Below are 16,639 nucleotides of genomic sequence, written 5' to 3' on the forward strand. Positions count from 1 at the left end.
TCGACCTGCAAGGCGTGGCGCGCCCGAGCGGCTCGGCGTGCGGGCACGTCGGGCCGAGTCCGGCGAGGTGGTGGCATGCGGTCCTTCAAAGTCCTCGGTGACTCGCAAAGGCGCGGGCGGGCAGGCCGCAGCGCGCGTGGGAGGCGCCGGGATTGAGCGGCTCGGGGGCGGCGAGCGCAGCGAGCTTCGACAACTGACTCGCCGGCGCTGTGCGTAGCGAGCGCAGCGAGCGAAGCTAAATGGACGGCGCGCCCCCGAGCCGCTCAAGCCCGGGGAGTCGGCCCCCCCAGGGCCGACCGCCGGACTCGCGCGATGCGGCCTGCCCGCCCGTGCCTTTGTCGCTCTGCACGTCGCAATTCCCACGTGGACCATCCACACCAATGTCCGCAACGGGCCGAAAGCGGCCCAAGAGAACGGCATGGCGGCCTGACCCCTTCGGCCTACCGCGCTCCAGTGCGCGGCGACACCAGCCGCGCCAGCCCCTCGAACAGCGCCTGGGTCAGCAGCGCCAGCGCCGCCGCCGGCAGCGCGCCGGCCAAGAGCGTTGCGTGGTCGTTGAGCGCCAGGCCGGTCGCGATGCGTTCGCCGTAGCCGCCGGCGCCGATGAAGGCGGCGATGGTCGCGGTGCCGACGGTGATCACCGCGGCGGTCTTCACGCCGGCCAGGATCACCGGCAGCGCCAGCGGCAGGTCGATGAGGCGGAAGCGCTGCCAGGCGGTCAGCCCGAGCGCGGTGCCGGCCGCGCGCAGGCCGCCGGGCACCTGCATCAGCCCGGTGCAGGTGTTGCGCACGATCGGCAGCAGCGCGTAGAGCGCCAGCGCCACCAGCGCCGGCAGCGTGCCGATGCGGCCCAGCAGCGGGATCAGCGCGGCGAAGAGCGCCAGCGACGGCACGGTCTGCAGCAGGCCGACCACCGCCATCACCGCGTGTTCGAGCCGCGGCCAGGTGGCCGCCAGCGCCCCCAGCGGCAGGCCGATCACGCAGGCGGCGCCGACGGCGACCAGCACCAGCAGCACGTGCTGCCGCGTCAGCCGGCCGAGGTCGTCGCCGAAGAGGCGCTCGCGGAAGCCGCCGCCGGATGACGTCTGCGTGGCCGCGGACGCGGCCGGTGCCGTCGTGGCCGCGGACGCGGCCGGTGCCGTCGTGGCCGCGGACGCGCCCGTCGCGGGCGCCTGCGCCGCCAGGAAGTCGCGCGCGATCGCCGCGAACGACCGCTTGCGCAGCTCCGCATCGCCATTCAGCCGGATCATCGTCGCCTCGTCGATGCGGCCCTCGAGCGCGGAAATGGCGCGCCAGGCCGCCGGCAGGCGCTTCGGCAGATCCAGCCGGTACAGCAGCACCGCGTCATAGCGTGGGAAGTACGCGGCGTCGTCGGCCAGCACGCGCAGGCCCAGCGCGGCGATCTTGGCGTCGGTGGAATAGATGTCCATCACGTCGATGCGGCCGGCGGCCAGCGCGTCGTAGGCGATGCCGTGGTCGAGGCCGGTGGGCCGCTGCGGCAGCCGGTAGCGCGCGGCGAGCCCCGGCCAGCCGTCGGCACGGCCGATGAACTCGTGCGACAGGCCGAAGTTGAGCGCCGGATGCCGCGCGAGCCCGGACAGCGTCGTGAGGCCCAGCTGCTGCGCCTGGTCGCCCCGCAAGGCCAGCGCGTAGCCGTTCTGGAAGCCCAGGGGCACCGCGACGCCGAGACCCAGCGCCTGGAGTTCACGACGCAGCGTGGCGATGTCGGTGGGTTTCGGGTGCTTCAGGATCTCGGCGTCGATGGTGCCGAGGTACTCGGGATAGACGTCGATCGCGCCCGCCTTCAGCGCTTCGAACACGACAGCGGTATTGCCCAGCCCCTGCCGGTGCTCGACCGCCGGCGCGTGCGGCTGCGCGGCCTGCGCGACGATCTCTCCGAGGATGTACGACTCGGTGAAGCGCTTGGAGCCGACGACGAGCCCGGCGCCGTCGGTCGCTGCTGCAGCGGGCAGGGCGGCCAGCAGCAGCCCGCACGCCAGCGCGAGCGCGGTGCACATCGGTTGGAACGTCAGGCGGCATCGCATGGCGGCGCTCCGGGATTTGCGGGCGCGCCGATTCTGCACGGGGCCCGGTTGTGGTCCACTTGAGAGGTCCGGAATTATTTGAGAACTGAAGCAATGAGTCTTTCCCTCGACACGCCGCTGCTGGTGATCGGCGCCGGCATCATGGGCGCCGGCATCGCGCAGGTGGCTGCGCAGGCCGGTCATCCGGTGTGGCTGTACGACCTGCGCGAGGGCGCCGCGGCGCAGTCGCTCGACAAGCTCGCGGGTGCGCTGCAGGCGCTGGAGGCCAAGGGCAAGCTGCAGGGCGGCCAGGCGCAGGCGATCACCGCGCGCATCCGCGTCGCGACGACGCTGGACGACGCCCGCGGCGCCGGTCTCGCGGTCGAGGCGATCGTCGAGAACCTGGGCGCGAAGCGGTCGCTGATGGCGCAGCTCGAGGCGCTGCTGGCCGACGACGCGGTGCTGGCGACGAACACCTCGTCGATCTCGATCACCGCCATCGCGCAGGGCCTGAAGCGGCCGGGGCGTGTGGTCGGCATGCATTTCTTCAACCCGGTGCCGCTGATGAAGCTGGTGGAAGTGGTGTCGGGGCTGGAGACGGATCGGGCGGTTGCCGACGCGATCCACGCGCTCGCCACCGCCTGGGGAAAGACGGCCGTGCACGCCCGCTCGACGCCCGGCTTCATCGTCAACCGCATCGCGCGGCCGTACTACGCCGAGACCTGGGCGCTGCTGCAGGAGCAGGCCGCGGTGCCCGCCGCGATCGACGCCGCGCTGCGGGGCGCCGGCTTCAAGATGGGGCCCTGCGAGCTGATGGACCTGATCGGGCACGACACCAACCTCGCGGTCACCGAGTCGGTGTTCCAGGCCAACTACGGCGACAAGCGCTTCCAGCCCTCGCTGCTTCAGCGCGAGTTCGTCGACGGCGGCCTGCTCGGCCGCAAGAGCGGGCGCGGCTTCTACACGCATGCGGCCGGGGCCGCGGCGCCGGCGATCGAGCCGCTGCCGACCGCGCCGGTCAGCGGTCCGGTCGAGGTGCATGGCGGCTGTGCGTTCGCGCAGCGCCTGGCCGACGGCCTGCGCGCCGCGGGCCTCACCGTCGAGCAGGACGTCGGCGCGCCGACCGTCGGCCTGCGCTTCGGCACCGGCCGGCTCGACATCACCGACGGCCGCCCGGCGCTGCAGCGCGCGGCCGAGAACGGCGTCGCCGACAGCGCGGTGTTCGACTGGGTGGTGGCCGACCCCGCCGCGGCGTCGCGCGGCGCGCTGGCCTTCGCGATCGCGCCGACCGCGTCCGACAGCTTCGCGCAGCAGGTCGCCGGCTTGATCGCCGCGCTCGGCTGGCAGCCGCTGCGCGTGGCCGACGCGCCGGGGCTGGTCGTCGCGCGCACGGTGGCGATGTTGATCAACGAAGCGGCCGATGCCGTGCAGCAGGGCGTCTGCGCGCCCGACGCGGCGGACGCGGCGATGAAGCTCGGCGTCGGCTACCCGGCCGGGCCGTTCGAGTGGCTGCAGCGCGTCGGCGTCGCGCCCGTCGTCGATCTGCTCGACCGGCTCGACGCGCATTACCGCGGCGAGCGCTACCGCGTCAGCCCCTGGTTGCGCCGGGCGCAGTGGCAGGCGCGGGCGCCGCAGTCGCCTGGGCGTCAGGCCGCTTGACGGGCCCGCGCGCAGAATCGGGCCGATGTCCTCCCCTTCCGCTCCCACGATGACGCCCGACGGCCGGCCGGATACGCCCGACGATGCCGCCCGCGGCCTCCTCTATCCGTGCGGCGAACCGCCGGCCCCCGGCCATGTCACCGAGATCGCGCCGGGCGTGCTGTGGCTGCGCATGCCGCTGCCCTTCGCGCTGAACCACATCAACCTGTGGGCGATCGCCGACGAGGACGAACACGGCCCCGGCTGGGCCATCGTCGACACCGGCACCAAGACGCCCGAGGCGCTCGATGCCTGGCGCACGTTGATCGCGCCCGAAGGCCCGCTGGCCGCGCGGCTGCCCGAGGGCACCTTGCCCGGCGGCGGCGCGCGGCTGACGCGCGTGCTGGTCACGCACATGCACCCGGACCATGTCGGCATGGCCGGCTGGCTGACGCGCAAGTTCCAGTGCCGGCTGTGGATGACGCGGCTGGAGTACCTGACCTGCCGCATGCTCGTCGCCGACACCGGCCGCGAGGCGCCCGAGGAGGCGATCCGCTTCTACCGCCGCGTCGGCTGGCCGGAGGAGGCGATCGACACCTACCGTGCGCGCTTCGGCGGCTTCGGCAAGTACATGCATGCGCTGCCGGAGAGTTATCGCCGCCTCGTCGATGGCGAGACGCTGCGCATCGGCACGAACGACTGGCGCATCGTCGTCGGCCGCGGCCATTCGCCCGAACACGCCTGCCTGATCAGCGACTCGCTGGGGGTGATGATCTCCGGCGACCAGGTGCTGCCGCGCATCTCGTCGAACGTCTCGGTGTTCCCGACCGAGCCCGATGCCGATCCGCTGGGCGACTGGATCGAATCGATCGACGTGCTGCGCGCGAGCCTGTCCGACGAGCTGCTGGTGCTGCCCGCGCACGGTGAACCCTTCCGCGGCCTGCATGCGCGCCTCGACCGCCTGGCCGGCGGGCACGAGCGCGGGCTGGAGCGCCTGCGCCGCAGCCTGGCCGAGCCGAAGCGCGCGATCGATGTCTTCGGCGCGCTGTTCGCGCGGCCGATCGACAGCAAGGGCGAGCTGCTGGGCATGGCCACCGGCGAAAGCCTGGCGCACCTGAATCACCTGCTCGCACGCGGTGAAGCCGTGCGCGAGGAGGGCGCCGACGGCGTGCTGCGTTACCGGCTGGCTTGAACGGGACTTTGCGACGATGAACGAGACCGTGCTGGTCGACGTCGCCGATGGCGTCGCGACGATCACCTTGAACCGCCCCCAGGCGCGCAATGCGCTGGATGCGCAGATGAAGGACGCGCTCGCCGCGCTGGTGCCATCGATCGTCGCCGACGATGCCGTGCGCGCGGTGATCCTCACCGGCGCGGGCGGCGCCTTCTGTGCCGGCGGCGACCTGCGGGGCATGGCCGAAGTGCGCCCGACGATGGACTTCGAACGCTGGCAGGCCCGCATGCGCGAGTTCCAGCCCTGGCTCACGCAGCTGATCGAGCTCGACCGGCCGCTGATCGCCGCGGTCGACGGCCCGGCCTACGGTGCGGGCTTCGGCCTCGCGCTGGCGGCCGACGTGGTGCTGGCGTCGCCGCGCGCACGCTTCTGCCTGTCGTTCATGAAGGTCGGCCTCGGCCCCGACTTCGGCGCGATGTACACGCTGCCGCGCGTCGTCGGCGTGCAGCGCGCGAAGGAGCTGATGCTGTCGGCTCGCGAGGTCGGCGCCGAGGAAGCGCAGCGGCTGGGGCTGGTGATGGAACTGCACCCCGAGGATCGGCTGCTCGACCGGGCGCGCGCGCTGGCGCGCAGCTTCGTCGACGCGTCGCCGGTGGCGGTGCGACACATCAAGCAGGATGTCGCGCGCTCGCTGGCCAGCGACCTGCCGACCATGCTGGCCCTGGAGGCCGAGCACCAGGCGCGCTGCTTCGACACCGCCTACCAGGCCGACGCCGTGGAACGCTTCCTGGCCAAGCAGCCGCCCCGTTTCCAGTGGCCGCCGACGCACGATGACGACCGATAGGTAGAACGGGGGATGGAGTGCCTGGGGCTTCCCCGCACTTTGACGCAAAGGTTCGATTTGTAACGTGGGTTCGGGGCTATCATCGCCGCACAGTGCCTAACCCGGGCGCGGTACGGACCCGAGAGCACGTCCTCCCCTTGAAATCCAGCACCATCATCGCCGCATCGCTGATGTGGCGCCGCAACTCCGGCAACATGCTGGTCGAGAACCCGCGGATCGACCTGCTGCCCGATGGTGCCCCCGGACCCCGCCGCTTCAAGATCAAGGTCGCCGACCAGAAGGGCCGGCGCGGCCTGGTCGAGAGCCTGCTGAAGCACCGCTACGCGTGGCGCGGCTACCAGCAGGTGAGCCTGCCGACGGACCAGTCGGTCCACAAGTTCACGCTGGCGGCGATGGAGAACGACCAGTCGATCGGCACGATCACCGTGTCCTTCGACGGGCCGAACCGGCTCAGCGCCGACGATGCCTTCCCGGAAGAAGTGCAGGCGCTGCGCGCGCAGGGCCGGCGGCTGTGCGAATTCACCAAGCTGGCGGTCGACCCCACCACCGCCACCAAGCGCGTGCTGGCGGCGCTGTTCCATGTCGCGTACATCGTCGCCCATCGCATCCGCGGCCACGACATGCTGCTGATCGAGGTGAACCCGCGTCACGTGCGCTACTACGAGCGCATGCTGGGCCTCAAGGTCATCGGCAGCGAACGGCTGAACCGCACGGTGCGCGCACCGGCGGTGCTGCTGGCGGTGGACTTCGCCTACATCCTTCAGCAGATCGGCGAGTTCGGCGGCCAGCCGGACCGCGCCGCGAACGAACGCTCGCTGTTCCCGTTCGCCTTCTCGCTGACCGAGGAAGCCAGCATCATGGGCCGCATGCAGGCCGTGCAGGCGCTGCGCGAGCAGCAGCTGGCCAAGCCGGAGAGCGAGCGCGAGGACGAGCACCTGCCTTCGGATCTCATGCCCGGCTGACCGGCGCAGGCTGCGCCCATCACGCCCGCTGAACGGCCGCCGCAAGGCGGCCGTCGTGCTTTCGGCGTCAGCGGTTCACGTCGACGATCGTGCGCCCGCGCACCTGGCCGTCGATCAGCTTCGGCGCATAGGCGATCACCTCGGACAGGCCGATCTCGGTGCTCATCACCTCGAGCTTCGCCGCATCGAGGTGCCTGGCCATCAGCGCCCACGCCTCGCGGCGCAGATCGTTGTGCACCAAGACGCTGTTGATGCCGTACAGCGTGACGCCGCGCAGGATGAAGGGCATCACGGTGGTCGGGAAGTCGCCGCCCTGCGCGAGGCCGCAGGCCGCGACCGCGCCGTTGAAGCGCGTCTGCGCGCAGGCATTGGCCAGCGTGTGGCTGCCGACCGTGTCGACCACACCGGCCCAGGTTTCCTTCTGCAGCGGCTTGCCGGCTTCGGTCAAGGTCGCGCGGTCGACGATGCGGCGTGCGCCCAGGCCCTGCAGGTAGTCGGCCTCGTGCGGGCGGCCGGTCGACGCGACGACGGTGTAGCCCAGCGCGCCCAGCAGCGCGACGGCGATCGAGCCGACGCCGCCGGCCGCGCCGGTCACCAGCACCTCGCCGTCGCCGGGCTGCAGGCCATGGCGCTGCAGCGCCTGCACGCACAGCGCCGCGGTGAAGCCGGCGGTGGCGATGACCATCGCGCTGCGCGGCGTGAACGGCGCCGGGATCTTCAGCAGCCAGCCGGCGTCGACGCGCTGGCGCTGCGTCAGGCCGCCCCAGTGGTTCTCGCCCAGGCCCCAGCCGGTGACGACCACCTGGTCGCCGGGCTGCCAGTCCGGCTGGCGGCTGTCGCGCACGGTGCCCGCCAGGTCGATGCCGGGCACCAGGGGCCAGCTTCGCACCACGGCGCCGCGGCCGGTGATCGCCAGCGCGTCCTTGTAGTTCAACGTCGAGTAGGCGACGTCGACGGTGACGTCGCGGTCCGGCAGGCGATCGTCGTCGAGCTCGAGCAGCTCGGCGCGCGTCTTTCGGTCCTCGGTCTGCGACAGCAGCACGGCCTTGAACATGGTGTCTCTCCTGGAGCGCCGGATGATCGCACGCGGTCCGAATCACCACAGTCGCCGTCACGACTGCGAGAGCAGCCGGTGATAGAAGCGGATCATCTCTGCGTAGCGGTCGACCGCGACGCGTTCGTTCGTGCCGTGGAAGCGCGGCAGGTCCTCGGGCCGCGCGCGCAGCGGCGTGAAGCGGTAGATGTCGTCGACCAGGTCGACGTAGTGCCGGGTGTCGGTGGCGCCGACCATCAGTCCGGGCGCGACCAGCGCGCCGGGAAACACCTCCCGGATCGTGCGTTCGATCTGCCGGTAGCCCGCACTGTCGTGCCGAGACACGCGCGAGCCGGCCCAGCCGCCCGGGCTGCTCGCGGCGCGAACGCCGTGCGCATCGACCGCGCGCTGCACGTGGTCCAGCGCCGCGGCCGGCGCGTCGCCCGGCAGCAGCCGCAGATTGAGCCGCGCGACCGCCTGTGCGGGCAGGGTGTTGTCCTTGGCGCCGGCGCGCACGCTGACCGGCGCGATCGTGGTTCGCAGCATCGCGTTCGCGGAAGGCATGCGCTCGAGCTGCCGCTGCACCAGCGGTCCGAAGAGCCACAGGTTCGACAGCAGCCATCGATTCGGCCCGCTGAACTCCGGTGCCAGCGTGTCGAACAGGCCTCGGGCGATGCCGTCGAGGTCCGCCGGCATCGGCGCATGCTGCAGGGCGTCGAGCGCGGCCGCCAGGCTGCCGATCGCCGTGCGCGCCGGCGGCATCGACGAGTGGCCGTCGTGCGCGTGGGCGGTGAGCTCCAGCGTCAGGTAGCCCTTCTCGGCGACGCCGATCAGCGCCACCGGCGCGTCGAGCCCGGCCATCACGCCCTCGGTGACCAGCAGGCCTTCGTCGAGCGCATAGGCGAAGCGCTGCCCGCGTGCGCGCAGCAGCGCCGCGATGGCCGACGCGCCGTCGCGTCCGGCCGTGCTGCCCATCTCCTCGTCGTGCCCGAAGGCGAAGACCACGGTGCGGCGCGGCTGCATGCCGGTGGCGATCAAGCGCTCGACGGCCTCGAACATCGCCATCAGGTTGCCCTTGTCGTCCCACGCGCCGCGGCCCCAGACGTGGCCGTCGGCCAGCGCGCCACTGAACGGCGGCTGCTGCCAGTCGCCCTCGGTGCCGGCGGCCACCGGCACGACGTCCTGGTGCGCCATCAGCAGGATCGGCGGCTGCAAGGGGTCGCTGCCGGTCCAGGTGTAGAGCAGGCTGTGGCGGTTGACCAGCTCGCGCTTCAGTGTGCGGTGCACGAGCGGGAACGAACGCTCGAGATGCGCATGCAGCTCGGCGAAGGCAGCGGCGCTGGCGCCGGGTTGCCCGTCGATCGAGACGGTGCGGATGCGCACGGCGCCGCCCAGGCGCTCGGCCGCAGCCGCCGTGTCGATGGGCAGTGCGGGCAGCGGCGCGACCGCCAGCTGCCGCGAGCTCAGCGACGCGGTGCGAAGCCCCACGGCCAGCGCCAGCAGGGCCGCCAGCCCGGCGATCAGCAGCAGGGCGGTTCGCCACGGACGGCGCGTGGGCGGGATCTCGGGTGTCGTCGGGAAGGGCACTGTGAAGCCTTGTCGGGTGGATCGGGCTGGCATGATCCGAAGCCGCGCACGCCGCCGCATTAACCAGGGTTCATTCGCATGCTGTCCGACGACGCCTGTTCGCCCTGCGGGCCCGGGCTGGCACGCGTGCTGGACGCCGAGCCGCTGCTGGCGCGGGCGTGGACCACCCTGCCGCGCCGCCGGTGGCCGGCGGGTGCCCGGCTGCTGTCTGCCGGCGAGCCGGCGCACGACCTGTGGTTCATCGAATCCGGACTGGTGCGGCTGTACTGCCTGGCGCCGGACGGCCTCGAGCGCAACAAGTCCTTTCATGCCGAAGGCGCCTGGGTCGGCGCGGGCGTGCCGCCCCGGCCGGCGCCCAGCCCGTACTTCATCGAGGCGCTGGAACCGCTGCAGGTGGTGCAGCTGTCGTATGCCGAGCTGCAGCGCTGGTCGCTGCAGTGGCCGGCGGTCGGCGAACTGCTCGTCGCCGGGCTCGGGCGGGTGTTCGCGCGGCTGGCGGCGCGCGAGGCCGAGCTGCTGCTGCTCGATGCCCCGGACCGCTACCGCGCCTACCTCTCGGAATACGCGGCCATCGCGGCGCGCGTGCCGTTGCGCCACGTCGCCGGCTACCTCGGCATCACCGACGTCGCGCTGTCGCGCATTCGGCGCCGCCTTGGCATCGGCGGTCGCACAGGGTCCGCCGGCGCGGAGCGTCAGCCCTGACGCTCGGCCCAGTCGCGGACGATGCGCTGCAGCGCAGCCAGCCCGTCGGTCAGCGCCGCCGGCCCCGGCTGCAGGATGATCGGCGACTTGATCTCGTGCAGCTGGCCGTCGCGCACCGCCGGCACGTCCGCCCAGCCGGGCCGCGCGGCGACCTGCTCGGGCCGGAACTTCTTGCCGCACCACGAGCCGATGATGATGTCCGGCGCGGCCTCGATGGTCTCGCGATCGTCGGCGACGATGCGGTCGCGGCCGAGGCTGGCCGCGGCGCGCTGCGGGAAGATGTCGTCGCCGCCGGCGATGCCGATCAGCTCGCTGACCCAGCGGATCGCGCTGATGCGCGGTTCGTCCCATTCCTCGAAGTACACGCGCGGCCGGCGCGGCAGCCGCGCGGCCGCTTCGCGCGCCGCATCCACCTGCGCCGCCAGCGCGTCGGCATAACGCGCCGCCTGGGCGGCCACGCCCACCAGCGCGCCGAGCCGGCGCACGTAGCCGAGGATGCCGTCCACCGACCGATGGTTGGCTATCCACACCTCGATGCCGGCCTTGACCAGCGCGGCGGCGATGTCGGCCTGCATGTCGGAGAAGCCGATCGCCAGGTCCGGCGCCAGCGCCAGGATGCGGTCGATCTTTGCGCTGGTGAAGGCGCTGACACGCGGCTTGTCCTGGCGCGCCCGGGCCGGGCGCACGGTGAAGCCCGAGATGCCCGCGATGCGGTCCTGTTCGCCCAGGGCGTACAGCACCTCGGTGGGCTCTTCCGTCAGGCAGATGATGCGGCGGGGCAGGCCCGAACGATCCATGTCCATCGGTGGCATTGTGCGATGCGCTGGCGCCGGGGCCGCGTGTAGCATCGACCGCAGACCTCACGCAGCACGATGGCCGACGAGCACGCCCACATCCCTTCTTCGCCGGCCGGCCGGCCGGACTTCAGCGGCGTGCGCGTGCTGCTGGCCGAGGACAACCTGATCAACCAGGAAGTGGCCGTCGAGCTGCTGCAGGCCGTCGGCGCGGTGGTCGACGTCAGCTCCGATGGCAGCGCCGCACTGGCCTGCGCCGAACGCAAGCACTACGACCTGGTGCTGATGGACGTGCAGATGCCCGGCCTCGACGGGCTGGAAGCGACACGGCGCATCCGGCAGCTGTCCCACCATGCGCGGACCCCGATCCTCGCGATGACCGCCAATGCCTTCGGCGAGGACCGCGCGGCCTGCCTCGATGCGGGCATGAACGACCACATCGCGAAGCCGGTCGATCCGGACCAGCTGTACGGGCTGATGCAGCACTGGCTGCATGAAACACCCGTGCCTGCACCGCGCCCGCCGGCCGGCCGGCCGGCCTCCACGGCCGACCGTCCGCCCGCATTGCCCGAGATCCCGGGCCTCGTGACGTCGCGCGCGCTGATGCACCTGCCCGGGCGCGACGACCTCTTCCTGCGCGTGCTGCAGCGCTTCGCCGACGACTACCGCGGCGGCCTGCCGCGGCTGGCGGCGCTGCTCGCCGAGGGCGCGCACGGCGAGGCGCGCGCGCTGGTGCACACCTTGCGCGGCAGCTGCGGCGCGATCGGCGCACTGGCGCTGTCGGGCCAGGCGCTGGCCTTCGAGGAGGCGCTGGAGCGCGCCGCACGCCACGAGCTCGACGCCGAGGCCCTGGCCGCCGACGAGCGCGCGCTGCAGCGCGCGCTGGCCGCGCTCACCGGCACGATCCGCGCCGCGCTGCGCGAGCGCAGCGTCGGCCCTCAATAGCGGTAGACGCCGCGGCCCGTCTTGCGGCCCAGCCAGCCAGCGGCGACCATTTCCTTCAGCAACGGCGCCGGGCGGTACTTCGAATCGGCGAACTCCTCGACGTAGACGTTCATCACCGCCAGGCACACGTCCAGGCCGATCATGTCGGCCAGCGCCAGCGGGCCGATCGGGTGGTTGCAGCCGAGCTTCATGCCGGCGTCGATGTCCTCCGGCGTCGCCAGGCCTTCGGCCAGCACGAAGAAGGCCTCGTTGATCATCGGCACCAGGATGCGGTTGACGACGAAGCCGGGCGCGTTCTTCACCGTCACTGGCGTCTTGCCGAGGGCCTCGGCCATCGCTTTCACCGCGTCGTGCGTCGCATCGCTGGTCTGCAGGCCGCGGATGATCTCCACCAGCGCCATCATCGGCACCGGGTTGAAGAAGTGCATGCCGATGAAGCGGTCGGCGCGCTGCGTCGAGGCGGCCAGCTTGGTGATCGAGATCGAGCTGGTATTGCTGGCGATGATGGTTTCGGCGGGCAGCAGCGCATCGAGCTGGCCCAGGATCTTCAGCTTCAGCGCCTCGTTCTCGGTCGCCGCCTCGATCACCAGTTGCGCCGTCGTCAGGTCCTCGTAGCGGGTCGTGCCCTTGATCTTGGCCAGCGCGGCGTCCTTGTCGGCGGCGCTGATCTTGTCCTTCTTGATCAGCCGGTCCAGGCTGCCGGCCACGGTGGCGAGGCCGCGCTGCACGGCGGCGTCGTTGATGTCGACCATCACGACGTTCAGGCCCTTGACCGCGCAGGCCTGCGCGATGCCGTTGCCCATGGTGCCGGCGCCGACGATGCCGATGGTGTTGATGCTCATGACGAAAAACTCCGGATCGGGTGGAATGTTGCAGTGCGGCGAATTATCCGCGCCCGCATCCGGGGTGCCTGTCACTGCGTAGACCGATCGATGACCCTCAAACTCCTGCTGGGCGCGCTGGCCGCGCTGCTGGTCGCGATCGTGGCCGCGGCGGCGCTGGCGCCGCTGAAGGCGCTGAACCTGCTGGCCGCCGTCGACAGCCGCCGCGCCGCGGCCGGCGAGGCCTACGGCCCGCTGCCGCGCCAGCGCTACGACCTGTACCGCCCCGCCGGCGCGGCGCCGCCCGGCGGTTATCCGCTGGTGCTGTTCTTCTACGGCGGCGCCTGGAACCGCGGTGAACGCGCCGACTACCGCTTCGTCGGCGAGGCCCTGGCCGAGCGCGGGCTGATGGTGATGGTGGCCGACTACCGGCTGCATCCGGAGGTCAAGTACCCCGAGTTCCTGCACGACTGCGCCCGCGCCGCCGGCTTCGCGCTGGACCGCGCGGCCGCCTGGCAGGCCGATCCGAAGCGCTTCTTCGTGATGGGCCACAGCGCCGGCGCCTACAACGCCGCGATGCTGGCGCTGGATGCGCGCTGGCTCGCGGCCGCAGGCCACCGGCCCGAGGAACTGGCCGGCTGGATCGGCCTGGCCGGGCCCTACGACTTCCTGCCGATCAAGACACCCGAGGTGCAGTCGGTGTTCCACCATCCCGACGTGCCGCGCGACTCGCAGCCGATCCGTCATGTGATCGGCGCCAGCGTGCCGGCGCTGCTGGCGGTCGGGCTGGACGACCAGCGCATCAACCCGCTGCGCAACACGGTCGGCCTGGCGCATGCGCTGCGCGACGCCGGCGCGCCGGTGGCGCTGCGGCAGTACGAGGGCCTGGGGCACGAACCGGTGGTCGCCGCCATCGCACGGCCGCTGCGCCGGTTGGCGCCGGTGCTCGACGACGTGGTCGATTTCGTGCGCGCGCCGGCGGCGCCGCGCACGATGGCGGCGATCGATCCGGCGGCCGCGTCGATTTCGCGCTAGGCCAGCTGCATCTCCAGCAGCCGCGCGACGTGCAGCGCCTCGCGCTGCGCGCCGTCGGCGATCTGGTGCCGGCAGCTGGTGCCGTCGGCGACGATCATCGCGTCCGGCCGCGCGCGGATTGCCGGCAGCAGCGCGGCTTCGGCCATCTGCATCGACACCGCATGGTGCTTCGCCTCGTAGCCGAAGCTGCCGGCCATGCCGCAGCAGCTCGACTCGATCAGCGCCGGCTGCGCGCCGGGGATCAGCCGCAGCACCTGGAGGATCGGCTCGACCGCGCCGAAAGCCTTCTGGTGGCAGTGGCCGTGCAGCAGGATCGGCCGTTCGGCGGGCTTGAGCTTGAGCGCGAAGCGGCCCGCGCGCAGCTCGGCGGCGACGAACTCCTCGAACAGATGCGACGCGTTCGCGATCTGCTCGGCCTTGTCGCCGAAGCCCATCACCAGCGCCTCGTCGCGCAAGGTCAGCAGGCACGACGGCTCGAGGCCGACCACCGGCAGCCCGGCCTGCACGAAGGGCAGCAGCGCGTCCACCAGTGCGCCCAGCGTTGCTTTCGCTGCGTCGACCTGGCCCGAGGCCAGCAGCGTGCGGCCGCAGCAGTGGGCGGATTGATCCGCCGGGCCGTGGCCCTTGTGCACCGCATGCACCAGGTAGCCGGCGGCCTGCAGCACGTGCACGGCGGCGCGCGCGTTCTCGCTGTCGAAGAAGCCGTTGAACGTGTCGACGAACAGCACCACGGCCTTGTCGCCGGCGGCCGCGGCCCTCAGCACCTTGTCGCGGGAAGCCAGGCCGCGCGGGCGCTGGTGCCAGAAGGTGTCGCGCCGCCAGGCCGGCAGTGAACGCGCGGCGGCGATGCCGAACCAGCGCTCGCCGAGGCGCCGCGCCCACGGCAGCCGGTTGCGCAGGTTCGCGAGGCCCGGCACGCGGCTGGCCCAGGGCGCGATCGCAGGCAGCGCGCCCATCAGGCGGTCCTTGATCGACAGGCCGTGGCGCGCAGTGCGGTGCGCCAGCCACTCGATCTTCATCTTCGCCATGTCGACGCCGGTCGGGCAGTCGCGCCTGCAGCCCTTGCAGCTGACGCACAGGTCCATCGCCTCGGCCACTGCGTCGCCCGCCAGCGCGTCGGGGCCGAGCTGGCCCGACAGCGCCAGCCGCAGCGTGTTCGCGCGGCCGCGCGTCAGGTGCTGCTCGTCGCGCGTGACGCGGTAGCTCGGGCACATCGTGCCGGCGTCGAACTTGCGGCAGTGGCCGTTGTTGTTGCACATCTCGACGGCCTTCGCGAAGCCGCCGGTCGAGTCGCCGCCGCTGCCGGGCGGCGTCGTGACCTCGGTGACCGGGTCGGCTTGCACGTTCCACGCCGACCAGTCGAGCACCGGCTTCAGCTCGATGCGGCGGTAGGGCTTGGGTGCCGAGGGCGGCGGGAAGCGGAAGAGGGAGCCTTCGTCCATGCGCGGCGGGTCGATGATCTTGCCGGGGTTGAAGAGGCCGTCGGGGTCCATCTGCTGCTTGATCGACCGGAAGGCCTCGTTGATCGCCGGGCCGAACTGCCACTCGATCCACTCGCCGCGGCACAGCCCGTCGCCGTGCTCGCCGCTGTAGGCGCCCTTGAACTTCTTCACCAGTGCCGCTGCCTCGTCGGCGATCGCGCGCATCTTCTGCGCCCCGTCTGTCCGCATGTCGAGGATCGGCCGCACGTGCAGCGTGCCGACCGAGGCATGCGCATACCAGGTGCCGCGCGTACCGTGGCGTGCGAAGACCTCGGTCAGCGCGTCGGTGTACTCGGCCAGGTGCTCCAGCGGCACCGCGCAGTCCTCGATGAAGCTGACCGGCTTGCCGTCGCCCTTCAGGCTCATCATGATGTTCAGGCCCGCCTTGCGCACCTCCCACAGCGCCTTCTGCGGCGCGTCGTCGGGCATCGCGACGACGGCGCCCGGCAGGCCGAGGTCGCCGATCAGCGCATCGAGGTTCTTCAGCTTCGGCAGCAGCGGCGCCTTTGCATCGCCGGCGAACTCCACCAGCAGGATCGCCGCCGGCCGGCCGATCAGCGCGGTCTCGATCACCGGCCGGAACGCGGGGTTCTGCAGGCTCAGCTCGATCATCGTGCGGTCGACCAGCTCGACCGCGGTCGGCCCGAGCTTGACGATGTGCTGCGCCGCGTCCATCGCCGCGTGGAAGGTCGGGAAGTTGACGATGCCCAGCACCTTCGCCTTCGGCAAGGGACTGAGCTTCAGCGTCAGGCTGCGGGTGAAGGCCAGCGTGCCTTCCGAGCCGACCAGCAGGTGCGCGAGGTTGACGCTGCCGTCCGATGTGTACGGCCGCTCGTTCTGGTTCCGGAAGATGTCGAGGTTGTAGCCGCCGACGCGCCGCAGCACCTTGGGCCAGCGCGCGTCGATCTCGGCGGCATGCTGCTGCGCCAGCGCACGCACGTGGTCGGCGATCTGCGCGGCGCGGCCGGTCAGGCCCGCGACGGGGCCGAAGTCCAGCAGGCTGCCCTCGCACAACCAGGCGCTCGCGCCCAGCACGTTGTGCACCATGTTGCCGTAGGCGATCGAGCGCGAACCGCAGGAGTTGTTGCCCGCCATGCCGCCCAGCGTGGCCTGCGCGCTGGTCGACACGTCGACCGGGTACCACAGGCCGTGGGCCTTCAACTGCGCGTTCAGGTGGTCGAGCACCAGCCCCGGCTCGACGACGGCGGTGCCGGCCTGCGCATCCACCGCCAGCACGCGCCGCAGGTGCTTGCTGCAGTCGATCACCAGCGCGGCGCCGGTGGTCTGGCCGCACTGGCTGGTGCCGCCGCCGCGCGGCAGCACCGGCACCTTGAATTCGCGCGCGATGGCCAGCGCGGTGGCGACGTCCTCGGCCGTCTGCGGCACGAACACGCCGGCCGGCATGATCTGGTAGATCGACGCGTCGGTGGCATAACGGCCACGTGACGCGGCATCGAACATCACCTCGCCGCGCGTCTCGGCCCGCAGGCGGCGGGCCAGCGCCTCGCAGACCTCGTTCGGCGGCAACGCGGTGGGGTCGGCCACCTCGGTCAATGGCGGGCGCAGCCGCGCAGGGGTGTCGAGTTTCATCGGGGATGT

13 protein-coding genes are annotated in these 16,639 nt (G+C 72.1%); 7 read left to right on the forward strand and 6 right to left on the reverse strand.

Annotation, left to right across the window (positions count from 1 at the left end):
• Positions 1 to 440: 440 nt before the first annotated feature.
• The gene (locus tag P1K89_RS22280) at positions 441 to 2,045 is read right to left on the reverse strand and encodes an ABC transporter permease/substrate-binding protein (protein WP_284618724.1); all 1,605 of its coding nucleotides are present in this window, start codon (positions 2,043 to 2,045) and stop codon (positions 441 to 443) included.
• Between the two features lie 93 nt (positions 2,046 to 2,138).
• Between P1K89_RS22280 and P1K89_RS22285 the strand changes: the two genes are divergently transcribed.
• The 4 genes from P1K89_RS22285 (at position 2,139) to P1K89_RS22300 (ending at position 6,642) form a co-directional block, all read left to right on the forward strand.
• Positions 2,139 to 3,683, forward strand: coding sequence for a 3-hydroxyacyl-CoA dehydrogenase (locus P1K89_RS22285; RefSeq protein WP_284618725.1), 1,545 nt, complete (start codon positions 2,139 to 2,141; stop codon positions 3,681 to 3,683).
• 49 nt (positions 3,684 to 3,732) lie between these two features.
• On the forward strand, positions 3,733 to 4,854 hold the full coding sequence (locus P1K89_RS22290; protein WP_284618901.1) for an MBL fold metallo-hydrolase: 1,122 nt from the start codon (positions 3,733 to 3,735) through the stop codon (positions 4,852 to 4,854).
• 16 nt (positions 4,855 to 4,870) lie between these two features.
• Positions 4,871 to 5,680, forward strand: a complete 810-nt coding sequence (locus P1K89_RS22295; protein WP_284618726.1) for an enoyl-CoA hydratase/isomerase family protein — start codon at positions 4,871 to 4,873, stop codon at positions 5,678 to 5,680.
• A 137-nt stretch (positions 5,681 to 5,817) separates the two neighbouring features.
• Entirely contained in the window at positions 5,818 to 6,642 is an 825-nt protein-coding gene (locus tag P1K89_RS22300; protein WP_284618727.1) for an N-acyl amino acid synthase FeeM domain-containing protein, read from the forward strand.
• 67 nt (positions 6,643 to 6,709) lie between these two features.
• Here the strand turns inward: P1K89_RS22300 and acuI are convergent, their stop codons facing one another.
• A complete protein-coding gene (acuI, locus tag P1K89_RS22305) occupies positions 6,710 to 7,696 on the reverse strand; it encodes an acrylyl-CoA reductase (NADPH) (RefSeq protein ID WP_284618728.1) in 987 nt (328 codons plus the stop codon).
• A 57-nt stretch (positions 7,697 to 7,753) separates the two neighbouring features.
• Positions 7,754 to 9,262 carry a M20 family peptidase gene (locus P1K89_RS22310; protein WP_284618729.1) on the reverse strand — a complete coding sequence of 503 codons (1,509 nt, stop codon included), beginning with the start codon at positions 9,260 to 9,262 and terminating at the stop codon, positions 7,754 to 7,756.
• A gap of 78 nt (positions 9,263 to 9,340) precedes the next feature.
• Between P1K89_RS22310 and P1K89_RS22315 the strand changes: the two genes are divergently transcribed.
• Positions 9,341 to 9,964 carry a Crp/Fnr family transcriptional regulator gene (locus P1K89_RS22315; protein ID WP_284618730.1) on the forward strand — a complete coding sequence of 208 codons (624 nt, stop codon included), beginning with the start codon at positions 9,341 to 9,343 and terminating at the stop codon, positions 9,962 to 9,964.
• Here P1K89_RS22315 and P1K89_RS22320 read toward each other — a convergent pair.
• Complete coding sequence (locus P1K89_RS22320; RefSeq protein WP_284618731.1) at positions 9,955 to 10,767, reverse strand: ABC transporter substrate-binding protein; 813 nt, start codon at positions 10,765 to 10,767, stop codon at positions 9,955 to 9,957. The two genes, P1K89_RS22315 and P1K89_RS22320, sit on opposite strands and share 10 nt — an antisense overlap.
• 69 nt (positions 10,768 to 10,836) lie before the next feature.
• Here P1K89_RS22320 and P1K89_RS22325 point away from each other — a divergent pair, with 69 nt between their 5' ends.
• Positions 10,837 to 11,703: a response regulator gene (locus P1K89_RS22325; RefSeq protein WP_284618732.1), complete on the forward strand. Its 867-nt coding sequence runs from the start codon at positions 10,837 to 10,839 to the stop codon at positions 11,701 to 11,703.
• Here the strand turns inward: P1K89_RS22325 and P1K89_RS22330 are convergent.
• Positions 11,697 to 12,545 (reverse strand): 3-hydroxybutyryl-CoA dehydrogenase, encoded by an 849-nt coding sequence (locus P1K89_RS22330; protein ID WP_284618733.1) that lies wholly within the window; start codon positions 12,543 to 12,545, stop codon positions 11,697 to 11,699. The two genes, P1K89_RS22325 and P1K89_RS22330, sit on opposite strands and share 7 nt — an antisense overlap.
• 90 nt (positions 12,546 to 12,635) lie before the next feature.
• Between P1K89_RS22330 and P1K89_RS22335 the strand changes: the two genes are divergently transcribed.
• The gene (locus P1K89_RS22335; RefSeq protein ID WP_284618734.1) at positions 12,636 to 13,559 is read left to right on the forward strand and encodes an alpha/beta hydrolase; all 924 of its coding nucleotides are present in this window, start codon (positions 12,636 to 12,638) and stop codon (positions 13,557 to 13,559) included.
• Here the strand turns inward: P1K89_RS22335 and P1K89_RS22340 are convergent.
• Complete coding sequence (locus tag P1K89_RS22340) at positions 13,556 to 16,630, reverse strand: FAD-binding and (Fe-S)-binding domain-containing protein (RefSeq protein ID WP_284618735.1); 3,075 nt, start codon at positions 16,628 to 16,630, stop codon at positions 13,556 to 13,558. The genes P1K89_RS22335 and P1K89_RS22340 overlap by 4 nt on opposite strands.
• Positions 16,631 to 16,639 lie beyond the last annotated feature (9 nt).

Origin of the sequence: Aquabacterium humicola, from assembly GCF_030167915.1 — a bacterium.
Classification (GTDB): domain Bacteria; phylum Pseudomonadota; class Gammaproteobacteria; order Burkholderiales; family Burkholderiaceae_C; genus Pseudaquabacterium; species Pseudaquabacterium humicola.

Bases quoted from the DNA above. Each gene is read 5' to 3' on its own strand.
- P1K89_RS22280 (WP_284618724.1), bottom strand. From the start codon at position 2,045: ATGCGATGCCGCCTGACGTTCCAACCGATGTGCACCGCGCTCGCGCTG.
- P1K89_RS22285 (WP_284618725.1), top strand. From the start codon at position 2,139: ATGAGTCTTTCCCTCGACACGCCGCTGCTGGTGATCGGCGCCGGCATC.
- P1K89_RS22290 (WP_284618901.1), top strand. From the start codon at position 3,733: ATGACGCCCGACGGCCGGCCGGATACGCCCGACGATGCCGCCCGCGGC.
- P1K89_RS22295 (WP_284618726.1), top strand. From the start codon at position 4,871: ATGAACGAGACCGTGCTGGTCGACGTCGCCGATGGCGTCGCGACGATC.
- acuI (WP_284618728.1), bottom strand. From the start codon at position 7,696: ATGTTCAAGGCCGTGCTGCTGTCGCAGACCGAGGACCGAAAGACGCGC.
- P1K89_RS22315 (WP_284618730.1), top strand. From the start codon at position 9,341: ATGCTGTCCGACGACGCCTGTTCGCCCTGCGGGCCCGGGCTGGCACGC.
- P1K89_RS22320 (WP_284618731.1), bottom strand. From the start codon at position 10,767: ATGGACATGGATCGTTCGGGCCTGCCCCGCCGCATCATCTGCCTGACG.
- P1K89_RS22325 (WP_284618732.1), top strand. From the start codon at position 10,837: ATGGCCGACGAGCACGCCCACATCCCTTCTTCGCCGGCCGGCCGGCCG.
- P1K89_RS22330 (WP_284618733.1), bottom strand. From the start codon at position 12,545: ATGAGCATCAACACCATCGGCATCGTCGGCGCCGGCACCATGGGCAAC.
- P1K89_RS22335 (WP_284618734.1), top strand. From the start codon at position 12,636: ATGACCCTCAAACTCCTGCTGGGCGCGCTGGCCGCGCTGCTGGTCGCG.
- P1K89_RS22340 (WP_284618735.1), bottom strand. From the start codon at position 16,630: ATGAAACTCGACACCCCTGCGCGGCTGCGCCCGCCATTGACCGAGGTG.